Source organism: Paraburkholderia sp. Cy-641 (assembly GCF_011752945.1).
GTDB lineage: Bacteria > Pseudomonadota > Gammaproteobacteria > Burkholderiales > Burkholderiaceae > Paraburkholderia.
Window position 1 is genome coordinate 52,653 of the sequence record NZ_VWWM01000046.1, and the last position, 14,914, is coordinate 67,566.

Below are 14,914 nucleotides of genomic sequence, written 5' to 3' on the forward strand. Positions count from 1 at the left end.
TCCTTCTATTTCAATGTGCTGCGGGCGTCGTGCCCGCGGCGTTGGGTTGTGGACTCGTCACGGCGTCCACCACGCGCTCCATCTGCATGAAGCGCGAGCCTTTCACGAGAAGCGTTGCGGCCGCGCCGAAGCCGGCCTGCTGCAATTGCGCGACCAGCGCGCCGACATCGGCGAGGTGGTGCGCGCCCGCGCCGTATGCGGTGCAGGCGTCGCGCGAGGCGTCGCCCATTGCATACAGCGCGTCGATACCGCGCTCTTTCGCATACGCGCCGATTTCGCGATGAAACGCCGGGCCGTTGTCGCCGACTTCGCCCATGTCGCCCATCACGAGCACGCGCGGCGCGGCGCGCGACGCGAGCACGTCGATCGCGGCGCGCATCGAATCGGGATTCGCGTTGTAGGTGTCGTCGATCACGGTGGCGCCCGCGAGCGTGCCGAGCGCGGCCTGCTTCACTTGCAGACGCCCCTTCACCGCGCCGAACGATTCGAGACCGCGCCGGATCGCGTCGAGCGACACGCCCGCGGCGAGCGCCGCCGAAGTCGCCGCGAGCGCGTTGTGCGCGTTGTGATCGCCGAGCACCTGCAGCGTGACGTCGAGGTGGCCTTGCGGCGTGTCGATGCTCAGGCGCTGGCCGTCGAAGCGGCCCGTCACCGCGGCTTCGGTCGTGCGCTCCGCGCTGTTCAGCGCGAAATCGACGATGCGGTTGCCGGTCGCGGCCACGCGCCAGATGCTCGCGTAGGCATCGTCGGCGGGGAACACGGCCGTGCCGTCGGGCGCCAGCGCGTGAATCACGCTCGCGTGTTCGAGCGCGACCGCTTCGACGGTCGCCATGAATTCCTGATGCTCGCGCTGCGCGTTGTTGACGACGGCAACCGTCGGCTCGGCGATCTTCGCGAGCAGTTCGGTTTCGCCCGGATGATTCATGCCGAGCTCGACCACCGCGAGCTGATGCGCGGCGTGCAGACGGAACAGCGTGAGCGGCAGACCGATGTCGTTGTTGAAATTGCCGGCGGTGGCAAGACGCGCATCCGCGCCGACCGCGGCCGCGAAAATCGACGCGATCATTTCCTTGACCGTGGTCTTGCCGTTGCTGCCCGTGACCGCGACGAGCGGCATGCCGAACTGGCGGCGCCAGCCGCGCGCGAGCGCGCCGAGCGCGGCGCGCGTCTCGGCGACGCGGATCGCGGGCACGCTCCAGTTCTCCGGCGTGCGCGTGACGAGCACGGCCGCGACGTTGCGCTCGGCGACTTGCGGCAGGAAGTCGTGCGCGTCGAAGCGATCGCCCTTGATCGCGACGAACAGGTCGCCGGGGCCGGCACTGCGGCTGTCGGTCGAGACGCGCTCGAAACGCGCGCCGGCGTCGCCCGACACGGTGGCGCCCGGAATCAGCGCGGCGGCTTCGTGCAGCGAGAACATGCTCATTCGCCACCTCCGCGTGCGTGCGTCGCGCGCGCGGCAAGCGCGAGGCGGGCGTGGTCCTGATCGGAGAATGCGCGTTTCTTGCCCATGATTTCCTGGGTGGCTTCGTGTCCCTTGCCGGCCAGCACGACGACGTCTTCGCGCGCGGCGCCGCGGATCGCCTGCAGGATCGCGCTCGCGCGGTCTTCGATGCAGCGCGCCCGCGACGCGTCCCGCATGCCCGCGACGATCTGCTCGATGATCGACTGCGGATCTTCGCTGCGCGGGTTGTCGCTCGTAACGACAACGCTGTCGGCGAGCTTTTCGGCGATCGCGCCCATCAGCGGACGCTTGGTTGCATCGCGGTCGCCGCCGCAGCCGAACATGCAGACGAGTTCGCCGCCGCGCGCGGCCGCGATCGGGCGCAGCGCGGCGAGCGTCTTTTCGAGCGCGTCGGGCGTATGCGCGTAATCGACCACGACGAGCGGCTCGTCGTTTTGCAGACGGCCGCCAAGGCGCTGCATGCGGCCGTTCACCGATTCGAGCTTCGCGAGTTCGGCAAGCGCCGCGTCGAACGACACGTCCGCGGCGAGCAGCGTGCCGAGCACCGCAAGCAGATTGCTCACGTTGAACGCGCCGAGCGTTTGCACGTCGACTTCGGCGCTGCCCCAGTCCGAGGTAGTCAGATGAAACGCCGTGCCGGTGGTCGTGGCACGCACGTTCGAGGCGACGAGCCACGCGTCGGCTTGCGGCGCATCCTTGGCGTCGACGCTGCCTTGCCCGGCTTCGATGCCGTACGCGATGGTGCGCGCATGGCCGCGCGTGGCCGCGAGCAAACGGCGGCCGGCGGCATCGTCGCGATTGATCACGGCTGCCTGCAGTTCGGGCCAGGCAAACAGGCGTGCCTTCGCCGCCTCGTAGGCGTCGAACGTACCGTGATAGTCGAGATGATCCTGCGTGAGATTCGTGAATACGGCGATGTCGAATGCAGTGCCGTTCACGCGCCCCTGATGCAGCGCATGCGACGACACTTCCATCGCGATCGCCTGCGCGCCCGCGTCGCGCAGTTGCGCGAGACTGCGTTGCAGTTGCGGCGCGTCGGGCGTCGTGAAGCCGGTGTGCACGAGCTGGCCGGGGAAACCGGTACCGAGCGTGCCGACGATCGCGCAGCGCGTGCCAAGTGCACTGAGCGCCGTGGCGATCCACTGGCTGCACGAAGTCTTGCCGTTCGTGCCCGTAATGCCGACCGCGAGCATCGCATCGCTCGGCTCGCCGTACCATGCGCTCGCGATCGAGCCGGCCAGTTCGTTCAGCGCCGGCACCGCGTGCGCGACCGACGCGTCGAGCGCGCCGGCGAAACCTTCGGGTTGCACAAGCACAGCCGTCGCGCCACGGTCGAGCGCGGCGCCGATGAACGGGCGGTTGTCCGCGCCGTCGACCGCGTAGGCGAAGAACGCGTCGCCGGCCGCGAGCGAGCGCGTGTCGGCATGCAATTGCGCGCCTGGCCGCACGTGCTCGTGCAGCCAGGCGAGGGCGTCGGCGATCTGCCGGTGCGCTGGATGTTGCTCGCGCAGCACGCTCATCGCTCGACTCCGGGACGATTTTTCGCGTTGGCGGAAATGGTCATCTTTTTCACGCCGGGACTCGTGGACAGCTTCTTCACCGTGGCTTGCGTCGCCGGCGCACCGGGCGCGGGCGGAGCCGAGTCGTCGGTCACGACCATCTGCTTGACGGGCATGTCGGGCGGCACGTTGAGCGCGCGCAGCGTGTCGCCGACGATGCCCGAGAACACCGGCCCCGACACCTGGCCGCCGAAGTGGCTGCCCGCGGTCGGTTCGTCGACCGACACGGCGACGACGATGCGCGGATTCGGCATCGGCGCCATGCCGACGAACGACGCGCGGTATTTGGAGTGGTCGTAGCCGTGCGGACCGTGCTTGTACGCGGTACCGCTCTTGCCGCCGACGCGATAGCCGGGCACCGCCGCATCCGGCGACGTACCCTGCGCCGACACGACGGATTCGAGCATCGTGCGCACTTCGCGCGAGGTGGTCGGCGAGAAGATCTGCGGACCGGTGGCCGGCTGGTCACCCGGCGTGTGGAAAATCGTCACCGGCATGAGCTGGCCGTCGTGCGCGATCGCGGTGTATGCGCGGCCGAGCTGGAACAGCGACACCGACAGGCCGTAGCCGTACGACATGGTCGCCTGCTCGATGCGGCGCCAGCTTTTCCACGGACGCAGACGGCCCGCCGCCGCGCCGGGGAAACCGACCTTCGGCGCCTGGCCGAGACCGATACTGGTGTACATGTTCCACATCTCTTCGGGCCGCAGCTGCATCGCGATCTTGGTCGCGCCGATGTTGCTCGACTTCTGGATCACGCCGCCGACCGTCAGCACGCCGAAGCCGGCGTCGTCGGTAATCGGCGCGCCATCGAGTACGAAGTGGCCGTTGCCCGTATCAACCAGTGTAGTCGGCGTCACGCGGTGCAGATCGAGCGCGAGCGAAATCGTGAACGGCTTCATGATCGAGCCCGGCTCGAACGTGTCGGTCAGGATGCGGTTGCGCAGCTGGTCGCCGGTCAGGTGCGAGCGGTCGTTCGGGTTGTAGGTCGGGTAATTGACGAGCGCAAGCACTTCGCCCGTGCGCACGTCGATCACCATCGCCGCGCCGGCCTTCGCCTTGAATTTCTCGACGGCCGCTTTCAGGTTCGTATACGCGATGTACTGGATCTTGCTGTCGATCGACAGATCGACGTCCTGCCCGTTGTGCGGCACGACCTGCTCGTCCACGTCCTCGATCACGTGACCCATGCGGTCCTTGATGACGCGGCGGCTGCCCGACATGCCGGCGAGCAGCTTCTGGTCGCCGAGTTCGACGCCTTCCTGGCCCTCGTCCTCGACGTTCGTGAAGCCGATCAGGTGAGCGGTGATCTCGCCTTCCGGATAGAAGCGCTTGTATTCCTCGCGCGAGTAGATGCCGGGGATGTCGAGCGCGGCGACTTTCGTGGCGACGTCGAGCGGCACCTGGCGCTTCACGTAGACGAAATTCTTGTCTTCCGACAGTTTCGTGCGCAGCTCCTTCGTCGTCATGCCGAGCAGACGCCCGAGCGAGTCGAGCTTGTCGGCGCCGAGATCGTCGGGCACCGCGTCGGGAATCGCCCAGATCGCGCGCACGGGCAGACTCGTGGCAAGCACGAGACCGTTGCGGTCGAGAATCTTGCCGCGCGTGGCCGGCAATTCGATGCGGCGTTGATAGCGGATTTCGCCCTGCTTCAGATAGAACGCGTTGCCTGGTCCCTGAATCCAGAACGCGCGCCCGGCGAGCGCGACGAACGCCATGAACAGCATGAACACGACGAGCTTCGAGCGCCACATCGGCAGGCGCACCGACAGGATCGGATTGGCGGAAAACGCAACGCTCTTGCGAGCCGACGATTTTTTCATCGCACGCCTCCGCGACGGGTTGCCGCCGGTGCCGAGGCCGGTGCCGAAGTGGGGATCGGCGCGTCGACGGCCTTCGCGGCGCCCGGGTCGAGCGTCAGGTACTGGGTGCGGCCCGTCGTGACCGACTGCATCTTCAGCGAGGCGGTGGCGATCTGCTCGATGCGCGAGGTTTTCGACAGCGCGCTCTGCTGATATTGAAGCTGCGAATAGTCCTGCTGCAGCTGGCGCTCCTGCGATTGGGCGCGCTGCAGCTGGATGAAAATCTGACGCTGCTGATTGGTCGCGTTGACGACCGACAAGGCACAGCCCATCACGATGATCAGCAGGAAAATGTTGAGACGGTTCATGGCGCGATCCGCTCCGCCACGCGCATCACGGCAGAACGGGCGCGCGGGTTGTCGGCGAGCTCGGCGTCGCCCGGGAATACGCGGCCGATGATCTTGAGCGGGGGGCTCGGCAGGTCGACCGCGCGGATCGGCAGGCGGCGGTCGACCGCCGGCGTGCTCGCGTGCGCCTGCATGAATCGCTTGACGATCCGATCCTCGAGCGAATGAAAGCTGATGACCACCAGCCGCCCCCCTTGCTCCAGCAACGACAGTGCTGCTTCTAGAACGACTTGCAACTCCGCAAGCTCTTGATTGACGTGAATCCGTATAGCCTGAAAGGTGCGGGTTGCCGGGTCCTTACCCTTCTCACGGGTTTTGACGACGTTAGCCACGATTTGGGCAAGCTCGCCCGTGCTGACGAGAGGCCCAAGACGGTCGGACTCTGCCCGGCGAGCAACAAGCGCCTTTGCAATCTGAAAAGCAAACCGTTCTTCCCCATAATCTCGTATCACCTCCGTCAATTCCTGCACCGTGGCCCGCGCGAGCCAGTCAGCCGCGGACTCGCCGCGCGTCGGGTCCATCCGCATGTCGAGCGGGCCGTCGGCGCGAAAGCTGAAGCCCCGCTCCGGATCGTCGATTTGCGGCGACGAAATGCCCAGATCCAGCAACACCCCCGACACCCGTCCTACGCCACGCTCCGCCATCGCGGAGCGCAGTGAAGCAAAACTCTCATGCACGATGCCAAAGCGCGGATCGCCGATCTGTTGCGCCGTCGCAATGGCGAGCGGGTCCTTGTCGAACGCGATCAGCTGCCCCGCGTCGCCCAGGCGCTCCAGCACGAGACGGCTATGCCCGCCGCGGCCGAACGTGCCGTCCACATACGTGCCGTCCGCGCGCGTCACCAGCGCGTCGACCGCTTCGTTCAGCAGCACCGTGCGATGCTGCAACTCGTTTCTCATCGCAGATGCCATATAAATAAGCTGCGATCAGAACGTGAAATCTTTCAACGCGTCGGGCATGCCCTCGGCGATCGCCGCCTGTTCCTTCGCGGCGTAAATCTGTGCGTCCCACAACTCGAAGTGACGGCCCATGCCGAGCAGGGTCACTTCCTTCTCCAGCGAGCCGGCCGTGCGCAACTCCGGCGACACGAGCACACGGCCTGCGCCGTCCATATCCACATCCATTGCATTGCCGAGAAAAATGCGCTTCCACCAGGCTGCGTTCATGGGCAGCTTGTCGACCTTGTCACGGAAGATTTCCCATTCGGGGCGCGGAAAGAGCAACAGGCAGCCGTCCGGGTGCTTGGTGATCGTCACCCGTCCCTCTGCCTGTGTTTGCAGCGCATCCCGATAACGAGAGGGAATCGACATCCGCCCCTTCGCATCGAGCGTCAGCGCCGACGCCCCTTGGAACACTTCGCTCTCCCCTCTTGCAGCGCTATTGCGCCGGCTTCCCGATTCGTAAAAATCTACCCGAAAGTGGTGTTGAGATCACACAAAAATACACTTTCTCACACTGTCTCCCACTTTAGAGGAACGCTAAACACGGGTCAAGGGAGCGGCCCGCTTTTCGAGCGAATTTTGTTTGCTAGAACAAGGACTTAGCGCGACTCCCTCACGTCAGATATAAAACGGAAAACCGTTATAAATGAATGAGCTAGTGAAACTTGTGAAGGTGATACGTGAAAAGTGCGGGGAAACAGCGCGGATTGAAAGAGATCGTTAAGCCGGATCGGGAGGGATAAACAGGCCTTGCGGAGGGCTTACAGGAAGCGGCGGGCGCAACGCCGCCCCGGTTTCGGAAAACGGGTTTCAGCGGCGGTTCGGCTTGACAGTTTTATAGGTAATAGGCCATGCGCGTCATGACCTTCGACATCGCGCGCATCAGCGCGCGCGCGGGAAACGGCAGTTCGACGCCGCCCGCATCCATCGCGGCCCGGCCGTGCTGCGCTTCGTCGATACGCATCTGCTCGACGATCGCGCGCGATTCGTGATCGGCTGCCGGCAGTTTCTCGAGATGGCTATCGAGATGCAACTCCACCTGACGCTCGGTTTCGGCCATGAAGCCAAGGCTTACGCGATCGCCCATGCGCCCGGCCGCGAGACCGACCGCCAACGCGCCCGCGTACCAAAGAGGATTCAGCAGACTCGGACGCGAGTCGAGCGCCTCGAGACGCTTCGCGGTCCACGCAAGATGGTCTTCTTCCTCGGCGGCGGCGTGCTCGAACATGGCGCGCAATACGGGCGAACGCGTGGTGAGTTTCTGCGCCTGATAAAGCGCCTGTGCGCAGACCTCGCCGACATGGTTCACGCGCATCAAACCGGCCGCGTGCGCGCGCTCCGCTGGCGAGAGTTCGGGCGCCTCGGCCATCGCCGCCGACTCGTGCGGAACCGGTAGCGGACGACCCATCCGCGACACGCCCGTCAGTGAGCGTAAACCCCGATCAAACTCGCCAATCAACTCGTCCAGCCACATAAAACGCTCCCCGATTCAAGCTGCGCCTCATCGCAGCGGAAGGTCCGCGCGACAAGGCTTTGCGACGCAAAACCGGCTGCGCGGAAAGCTCGAATCCGCATGAAATGGGCGACCCATTTCCGATTCTAGACCATGTTGCGTAAACGAAACAGGAGCCGTCCAGGCCCTCCGCTTTTTCTTTGTGGCATGTATGCCTTTTGTTACATTACGTGGCAACTTCTCGCGAAGTTGGACAAGCAAGGCCTTTGAGCCCTAGATAAATATTTCGCCTTGTACAAAAGATTCGTAATCCTTGGAGATCATTCGATGAAAAAGTCGCTTCTCGCTCTCGCAGCACTGGGCGCATTCGCAGGCGTCGCACATGCGCAGAGCAGCGTGACCCTGTACGGTATCGTCGACGTTGGTATCAACATGAACACCAACTCGGGTGGCTACCACAAGTACGACATGTCCAGCGGCGTTCTGCAAGGCTCGCGTTTCGGCCTGCGCGGCACGGAAGACCTGGGCGGCGGTCTGAAGGCCCTGTTCGTGTTGGAAAACGGCTTTGACGTGACCAACGGCAAGCTCGGCCAAGGCGGCCTGATGTTCGGCCGTCAGGCATACGTCGGCCTGTCGAGCAACTTCGGCACGGTCACGCTGGGTCGTCAGTACGACTCCGTCGTCGACTACGTCGGTCCGTTCGAAGCGGGCGATCAGTGGGGCGGCTACATCGCTGCTCACCCGGGCGATATCGACAACTTCAACAACGCGTATCGCACCAACAACACGGTCAAGTTCACGAGCGCGAACTACGGCGGCCTGACGTTCGGCGGCACGTATAGCCTCGGCGGCCAGGCAGGCAACTTCTCCGGCAACCAGATCTGGTCGTTGGGCGCTGGCTACAACAACGGTCCGCTGCAATTGGGCGTCGGCTATTTGAACGCACGTACGCCGGCAGCTTCGGGCGGTATCTTCAACAACGGCGGCACGATCACGGCACCGAACGCGGCAGTGACCTCGCCGGTCTACGGCGCTTACACGTCGGCTAACACGTACCAGGTGATCGGTGCGGGTGGTGCATACACGTTCGGCGCGGCTACCATCGGCCTGACGTATTCGAACATCCGTTTCGCCAACCTCGGCACGACGTTCGCGCAACCGAGCGTCCGCGGTCAGTCGGCTACGTTCAACAACGGCGAAGTCAACTTCAAGTATCAGCTGACCCCGGCATTGCTGGTCGGCGCTGCATACGACTACACGCGTGGCGCGAGCATCGCAGGTGCGTCGACGGCTCAGTACCACCAAGGCGCTGTGGGCGTGGACTACTTCCTGTCCAAGCGTACGGACGTGTACGTGATCGGCGTGTACCAGCATGCTCTGGGCGATGTGCTGAACGCAGCCGGCAATGGCGTGGTCGCTGCAACGGCTGGCATCAACGGCCTGACCGGCTCGACGAGCGCCAACCAGTTCACGGCTCGCGTCGGTATCCGTCACAAGTTCTAATAAGTCGTAAAAACGCAGTTTGTCTCAAAGGCGCCTTCGGGCGCCTTTTTTTGTGCTCGCCATTTGTGGCTAGCCGGGGAACCGGTGGATTCGCGGTGCCGGGTGTTTGCCGTGCGCGGTTCTCTCGGGCGGCAATCTCGACAAAGAAAAACCCGGCGGGCTTTCGTCCGCCGGGTTTTTCTTCCGGGTTTTCCTGTTTGCTATCTGACTCGCCGGTTAGCGTGCCGGCCTGGCACGCTCCGATGCGCTCACGCCCTTCCGTCGCGCAGCTCGCGGCGCAGAATCTTGCCGACGTTGCTCTTCGGCAGTTCCGTGCGGAATTCGACGACCTTTGGCCGTTTATAGCCGGTCAGTTGCGTCTTGCAGTACGCGAAGATGTCCTCGTCGGTCAGCGCCGGGTCCTTCTTCACGACGAACAGCTTCACCGCCTCGCCCGAATGCGGGTCCGGCACGCCGACCGCAGCGACTTCGAACACGCCCGGCAGCTTCGCCACGACGTCCTCGATCTCGTTCGGATACACGTTGAAGCCCGACACGAGAATCATGTCCTTCTTGCGGTCGACGATCTTCACGAAGCCATCCGCGTTCATCATGCCGACATCGCCCGATTTGAAGAAGCCGTCCGGGGTCATGACCTTCGCGGTTTCGTCCGGACGGTTCCAGTAGCCCGCCATCACCTGCGGTCCGCGGATGCAGATTTCGCCGGCCTGGCCGAGCGGCACTTCGTTGCCGTCGTCATCGCGGATCGAGATTTCGGTGGACGGCAGCGGCAAACCGATCGTGCCGCTGTATTCGGTCACCGTGACCGGGTTGCAGGTCGCACACGGCGACGTTTCCGACAACCCGTACCCTTCGACGATCGGCGTGCGCGTTGCCTCGAACCAGCGCTTCGCGACCGCCTCCTGCACGGCCATGCCGCCGGCGTTCGCGGTGAGCAACTTCGAGAAGTCGAGCTTGTGGAAATCGGGGCTGTTCAATAACGCGTTGTAGAGCGTGTTGACGGCAGGGATCGTCGTGATCGCATAGCCTTCCAGCGATTTGATCGTGCCGGGAATATCGCGCGGATTCGGAATCAGCACGCCGAGACCGCCGGTGCGGATCGTCAGCAAGCCGCACACGGTCAGCGCAAACACGTGATAAAGCGGCAGCGCGACGACCGTGATGAACTGATCGATATCGGTACGATTCGCGCGCACCGGATTGAGCCACACTTCCGATTGCAGCACGTTCGCGATCAGATTCCGGTTCAGCAGCGTCGCGCCCTTGGCCACGCCGGTCGTGCCGCCCGTGTATTGCAGGAACGCCACGTCGTCCGGTCCCTGCTGGACGGGTTTGAAACCGAGACCCGCGCCCTGCGCGATCGCGGCGTTGAACTTGATGTGGCCCGGCAGGCTCCACGCCGGCACCATCTTCTTGACCTTGCGCACGACGAAGTTCACGAGCGGGCCCTTGATGCCCATCAGGTCGCCCATCGTCGCAACGACGATATGCTTGACCGCCGTATTGCGCACGATCGCCTGCAGCGTTGCCGCGAAATTCTCGAGCAGGATAATCGCTTCGGCGCCGCTGTCCTTCAACTGATGCTCGAGTTCGCGCGGCGTGTAGAGCGGGTTCACGTTCACGACGACGTAGCCCGCGCGCAAGATGCCGGCGATCGCCGCCGGATATTGCAGCACGTTCGGCATCATGATCGCGACTCGCGCGCCGCGCGCGAGTCCCTTCGACTGAAGCCATGCGGCGAGCTTGCGTGAGAGTTCGTCGAGTTCGCCGTACCTGATTTCCTTGCCCATGCAGACGAACGCCGGCTTGGCCCGGTGTTCGCGAAACGCATCCTCGAGCAGTTCGGCTACCGACGAATAAAGGGAAGGGTTGATTTCTGCGGGAACGCCGGGCGGATAAGATTTCAGCCAGATTTTCTCCATGCAGCGTCTCCTGAATTATTTTCGAATGGTCGTGCTAAAAATCGCATCGTAGCATGGACACATTATTGCTATCGACGAAAGCGATGAGGTTAGACTGCTGACTCGAACCCGTGGGGGCCTGGATGCCGAGTGGCCGTGCAGCTGGCCTTCCGGGGGCATTTCAGGCTCGCTCGACTTCGACGAGACAGTCATAAAACGTGGCGGAGCCGCCGAGATCGGTGAGTGCCTGGCTCGTCAGCTGATTGGCGTTGCGACCGTCCGGCGCGAGCTTTTTCCACCAGATCGACAATCCGACCACGAGCCCTTCGCGCGCCCTGTCGGTCACGCGGGCGCGCGCCTGCATCGAACCGCGGTCGTTGAAAATACGCACCTGCTCGCCGTCGGCGATGTTTCGCGCGTGAGCGTCGGCTGGATGGATGTCGAGATGCGGCTCACCTTCCGTCGCACGCAAACTCTCGATATTCACGAAGGTGCTGTTCAGGAAGTTGCGCGAGGGCGGCGAAATCATCGCGAGCGGATAACGGGAGGCGAGTTCGGGCGCGCCGTCGGCGGATTCGTGGGGCGGCAGATAGTCGGGCAGCGGATCGAGCCCCTGCTGCGCGAGACGTTCACTATAGAACTCGCACTTGCCGGATGGCGTGTGGAAACCGCCGTCGGCAAAAGGTGCATCGGGCAGGTTGAGTTTGGCCCAGCCGTTCTGTTTCAGCGTCGCCCAGTCGATGCCTTCGAGCGTTTTGTCCTGCCAGCGGAACGCGGCCTGCGCGATCGCTTCATCGCTCTCGAATAGCGCGGTGTCGTCGAGTCCCATGCGGCGCGCGATGCCGCGAAAGATTTCGGTGTTCGGGCGGGCTTCGCCGATTGGGGCGATCGCAGGCAGGTTAGCCATCACGTGCGTGTGGCCGTACGACTTGTGCACGTCGAGGTGTTCGAGCTGCGTGGTGGCGGGCAGGAGCAGGTCGGCGTAGTCGGCGGTATCGGTCTGGAAATGTTCGAGCACGATAGTGAACAGATCCTCGCGCGCAAAACCGGCTGCAACGCGCTCGGAGTCCGGCGCGACCGCCACGGGATTCGAGTTGTAGACGACAAGCGCCTCGATTTTCGGACCGAACGCGGCGTCGCCGGGATGCAGCAACGCGTCGCCAATCGCATTCATATTGACGACGCGGCTCGGCTTGGCCGGCCAGCCGGGCATCAGGTCCGGACGCTGCAGAGCATGCGAATCGACCGGCGCCCAGCCACTCGATGACAGCAGCGCGCCACCCGAACGTTCGCGCCAAGCCCCCGTCAACGCCGGCAGACACGCGATGGCGCGTACCGCATTGCCACCGCCGCGCACGCGTTGCAGACCGTAATTCAGGCGAATCGCGGCCTTCTTCGTGCTGCCGTAAAGCCGCGCAAGTTCTACGATTGTCCGCTCTTCGATACCGCAAATCTCGCTAACTCGCGACGGCGGATAGCCAAGCGCGCGCTCCTTCAACCCGGCGAAACCCAGCGTATGCGCGGCGATGTACGCATGGTCGAGCCTGTCTTCTTCGATGAGCACATGCATCATGCCGAGCGCCAAAGCGGCATCGGTGCCGGGCTTCAATGCAATGTGCTGGTGGCATTTCTCGGCGGTGAGCGAGCGATACGGATCAATTGCGATCAGCCGCGCGCCGCGACGCTTGGCTTCCTGCGCGCGCGTCCAGAAATGCAAATTCGACGCGATCGGATTGGCGTCCCAGATCAGAACGACTTCGCTCTCGGCAAAAAACTCGATGTGCATGCCGATGCTCGCACCGTACGTGTATTTCAGCCCCGCGGCGCCGGCCGCGGCGCAAATCGTGCGGTCAAGCTGGGACGCGCCGAGCTTGTGAAAAAGCCGCAGCGAAATGCTCTCGTTCTGCACGAGCCCCATCGTGCCGGCGTAGCTGTACGGCAGAATCGCTTCCGGTGCGCGGCGCGCGATCTCCGCCAGACGAGTCGCGGCCAGTTCCAGCGCGGCGTCCCAACTGATCGGCTCAAAGCGCCCTTCGCCCTTGCGACCGATGCGTTTCATCGGCGTGGTTAGCCGGTTCGGATGGTACACACGCTCAGCATAGCGGCTAACCTTGGTACACAACACGCCTTGTGTCGGCGGATGCTCCGGGTCGCCCGCGACCTTGATCGCCCGCCCATTCTCGACGGTCACACGCATCGCACAGGTGTCGGGGCAATCGTGCGGACACACGGCACGTGCGAATTCGGTCGGGGCATTCATCGAAATGTTTCCAGGCAGACGGTGAGCACGAGCAATGTGGAATTTTATTACGCCATTAGGCCGCCGACCTGGGTGGTGCCGCCAAAAATACCTTCGGCGTAGAATCGATTATCTCCGTGCCCGGGCCAAGCGGCCCCGAGCGATCCCACGCAAGCCCAGCACACCATCACGCCATCATGAAACTGATCCCCGAAATCCAGGCCGCTCGCGGCGAAATCCAGACTCTCCGACGAACCATCCACGCCCACCCGGAACTGCGCTATGAGGAGGCAATGACGGCCGATCTCGTCGCCCGGACGCTCGAGTCATGGGGCATCGAAACTCATCGTGGATTGGGTAAAACAGGTGTGGTCGGCGTATTGAAACGTGGCAACGGCACGCGCGCGATTGGCTTGCGTGCCGACATGGATGCGCTACCGATTCAGGAACTCAACAGCTTCGAGCACCGCTCGAAAAACGACGGCAAGATGCACGCGTGCGGTCATGATGGACATACCGCGATGCTGCTCGGTGCAGCGCAATATCTGGCGAGGCACGGTGATTTCGACGGCACGATCGTGTTCATTTTCCAACCGGCCGAAGAAGGCGGCGCTGGTGCGCGAGCAATGATCGACGATGGCCTGTTCGTGAAATTCCCAGTGGATGCGGTGTTCGGCATCCACAACTGGCCGGGCATACCGGCGGGTCACTTCGGGGTGACGGAAGGTCCGATCATGGCGTCGAGCAACGAATTCCGCATCGAAATCAAGGGCGTGGGCGCGCATGCCGCGCTGCCGCACAATGGGCGCGATCCGGTTTTTACGGCGGTGCAGATCGCGAATGGACTGCAAAGTATCATCACGCGCAACAAGAAGCCGCTAGATACGGCGGTGCTGTCGATTACCCAGATTCATGCCGGCGACGCGGTCAACGTTGTCCCGAACGATGCGTGGATCGCGGGAACGGTGCGGACTTTCACAACGGAGACGCTCGATCTGATCGAAACGCGCATGCGCAAGATCGCGGAGAGTACCGCTGAAGCATACGATTGCTCAGTCCAGGTCCGCTTCCATCGAAACTACCCGCCGACGGTCAACAGTGGCGAGGAAGCGCGTTTTGCGGCGACGGTGATGACGGAGATTGTCGGTACGGAAAATGTCGACGATGCCGTCGAGCCGACAATGGGCGCTGAGGATTTTTCCTTCATGTTGCTGGCGAAACCGGGTTGCTACGCCTTTCTGGGCAACGGAGAAGGCGGGCATCGGGAAGCTGGACACGGCGCAGGCCCTTGCATGCTGCATAACGCAAGCTATGACTTCAACGATGAATTACTGCCGGTCGGGTCGACTTATTGGGTTCGGCTGGCGCAGAAGTTTCTCGCGCAGGGGAAGTGAGGCGTAGTGGGTGAGTGTTGCCGTGCCTTGCTGTAGATCAGCGAATAGAGTGGCCCGGTTTTTGACAGTTCTGCCCGACGCTCCCGTGCGTCCAGCGAATCCATGCTGGCATTAGAGAGGAATCGGGCCGTAAACGGCCGGACCCCGGCACTCAGGTCGAGAAGCCGGGGTCCGTGTTACAGCATGAGGAGCCTGACGATTACCTACTTTCACACGGGCAATCCGCACTATCATCGGCGTGGAGTCGTTTCAC

The 14,914-nt window shown here is 63.5% G+C and carries 11 protein-coding genes; 2 read left to right on the forward strand and 9 right to left on the reverse strand.

Features of this window, described 5'->3' with window-relative positions; translation table 11 throughout:
• Positions 1-10: 10 nt before the first annotated feature.
• From murF to coq7, 7 genes are all read right to left on the reverse strand, one after another.
• On the reverse strand, positions 11-1,423 hold the full coding sequence (murF, locus tag F3J20_RS23160; protein WP_167284633.1) for a UDP-N-acetylmuramoyl-tripeptide--D-alanyl-D-alanine ligase: 1,413 nt from the start codon (positions 1,421-1,423) through the stop codon (positions 11-13).
• A complete protein-coding gene (locus F3J20_RS23165; RefSeq protein WP_167284634.1) occupies positions 1,420-2,982 on the reverse strand; it encodes a UDP-N-acetylmuramoyl-L-alanyl-D-glutamate--2,6-diaminopimelate ligase in 1,563 nt (520 codons plus the stop codon). Before F3J20_RS23165 ends, murF begins: the two co-directional genes overlap by 4 nt.
• Positions 2,979-4,844: a penicillin-binding protein 2 gene (locus F3J20_RS23170; protein WP_167048675.1), complete on the reverse strand. Its 1,866-nt coding sequence runs from the start codon at positions 4,842-4,844 to the stop codon at positions 2,979-2,981. Before F3J20_RS23170 ends, F3J20_RS23165 begins: the two co-directional genes overlap by 4 nt.
• Positions 4,841-5,191, reverse strand: a complete 351-nt coding sequence (gene ftsL / locus F3J20_RS23175; protein ID WP_167048673.1) for a cell division protein FtsL — start codon at positions 5,189-5,191, stop codon at positions 4,841-4,843. Before ftsL ends, F3J20_RS23170 begins: the two co-directional genes overlap by 4 nt.
• Entirely contained in the window at positions 5,188-6,141 is a 954-nt protein-coding gene (gene rsmH / locus F3J20_RS23180; RefSeq protein ID WP_167284635.1) for a 16S rRNA (cytosine(1402)-N(4))-methyltransferase RsmH, read from the reverse strand. Before rsmH ends, ftsL begins: the two co-directional genes overlap by 4 nt.
• 15 nt (positions 6,142-6,156) lie before the next feature.
• Positions 6,157-6,585 carry a division/cell wall cluster transcriptional repressor MraZ gene (gene mraZ / locus F3J20_RS23185; RefSeq protein ID WP_167048669.1) on the reverse strand — a complete coding sequence of 143 codons (429 nt, stop codon included), beginning with the start codon at positions 6,583-6,585 and terminating at the stop codon, positions 6,157-6,159.
• A 421-nt stretch (positions 6,586-7,006) separates the two neighbouring features.
• The gene (gene coq7, locus F3J20_RS23190; RefSeq protein ID WP_167284636.1) at positions 7,007-7,645 is read right to left on the reverse strand and encodes a 2-polyprenyl-3-methyl-6-methoxy-1,4-benzoquinone monooxygenase; all 639 of its coding nucleotides are present in this window, start codon (positions 7,643-7,645) and stop codon (positions 7,007-7,009) included.
• Positions 7,646-7,951: 306 nt separating this feature from the next.
• Here coq7 and F3J20_RS23195 point away from each other — a divergent pair, with 306 nt between their 5' ends.
• On the forward strand, positions 7,952-9,127 hold the full coding sequence (locus F3J20_RS23195; protein ID WP_167048665.1) for a porin: 1,176 nt from the start codon (positions 7,952-7,954) through the stop codon (positions 9,125-9,127).
• A gap of 248 nt (positions 9,128-9,375) precedes the next feature.
• Here F3J20_RS23195 and F3J20_RS23200 read toward each other — a convergent pair whose 3' ends face one another.
• Complete coding sequence (locus tag F3J20_RS23200; protein ID WP_167284637.1) at positions 9,376-11,049, reverse strand: long-chain fatty acid--CoA ligase; 1,674 nt, start codon at positions 11,047-11,049, stop codon at positions 9,376-9,378.
• A 160-nt stretch (positions 11,050-11,209) separates the two neighbouring features.
• Positions 11,210-13,288, reverse strand: a complete 2,079-nt coding sequence (locus F3J20_RS23205; protein WP_167284638.1) for a molybdopterin oxidoreductase family protein — start codon at positions 13,286-13,288, stop codon at positions 11,210-11,212.
• A gap of 176 nt (positions 13,289-13,464) precedes the next feature.
• On the opposite strand from F3J20_RS23205, the gene F3J20_RS23210 reads away from it, so the two are divergent.
• Positions 13,465-14,661: a M20 aminoacylase family protein gene (locus tag F3J20_RS23210; RefSeq protein WP_167284639.1), complete on the forward strand. Its 1,197-nt coding sequence runs from the start codon at positions 13,465-13,467 to the stop codon at positions 14,659-14,661.
• The last annotated feature ends 253 nt before the right edge of the window (positions 14,662-14,914 follow it).

Bases quoted from the DNA above. Each gene is read 5' to 3' on its own strand.
- murF (WP_167284633.1), bottom strand. From the start codon at position 1,423: ATGAGCATGTTCTCGCTGCACGAAGCCGCCGCGCTGATTCCGGGCGCC.
- F3J20_RS23165 (WP_167284634.1), bottom strand. From the start codon at position 2,982: ATGAGCGTGCTGCGCGAGCAACATCCAGCGCACCGGCAGATCGCCGAC.
- F3J20_RS23170 (WP_167048675.1), bottom strand. From the start codon at position 4,844: ATGAAAAAATCGTCGGCTCGCAAGAGCGTTGCGTTTTCCGCCAATCCG.
- ftsL (WP_167048673.1), bottom strand. From the start codon at position 5,191: ATGAACCGTCTCAACATTTTCCTGCTGATCATCGTGATGGGCTGTGCC.
- rsmH (WP_167284635.1), bottom strand. From the start codon at position 6,141: ATGGCATCTGCGATGAGAAACGAGTTGCAGCATCGCACGGTGCTGCTG.
- coq7 (WP_167284636.1), bottom strand. From the start codon at position 7,645: ATGTGGCTGGACGAGTTGATTGGCGAGTTTGATCGGGGTTTACGCTCA.
- F3J20_RS23195 (WP_167048665.1), top strand. From the start codon at position 7,952: ATGAAAAAGTCGCTTCTCGCTCTCGCAGCACTGGGCGCATTCGCAGGC.
- F3J20_RS23200 (WP_167284637.1), bottom strand. From the start codon at position 11,049: ATGGAGAAAATCTGGCTGAAATCTTATCCGCCCGGCGTTCCCGCAGAA.
- F3J20_RS23205 (WP_167284638.1), bottom strand. From the start codon at position 13,288: ATGAATGCCCCGACCGAATTCGCACGTGCCGTGTGTCCGCACGATTGC.
- F3J20_RS23210 (WP_167284639.1), top strand. From the start codon at position 13,465: ATGAAACTGATCCCCGAAATCCAGGCCGCTCGCGGCGAAATCCAGACT.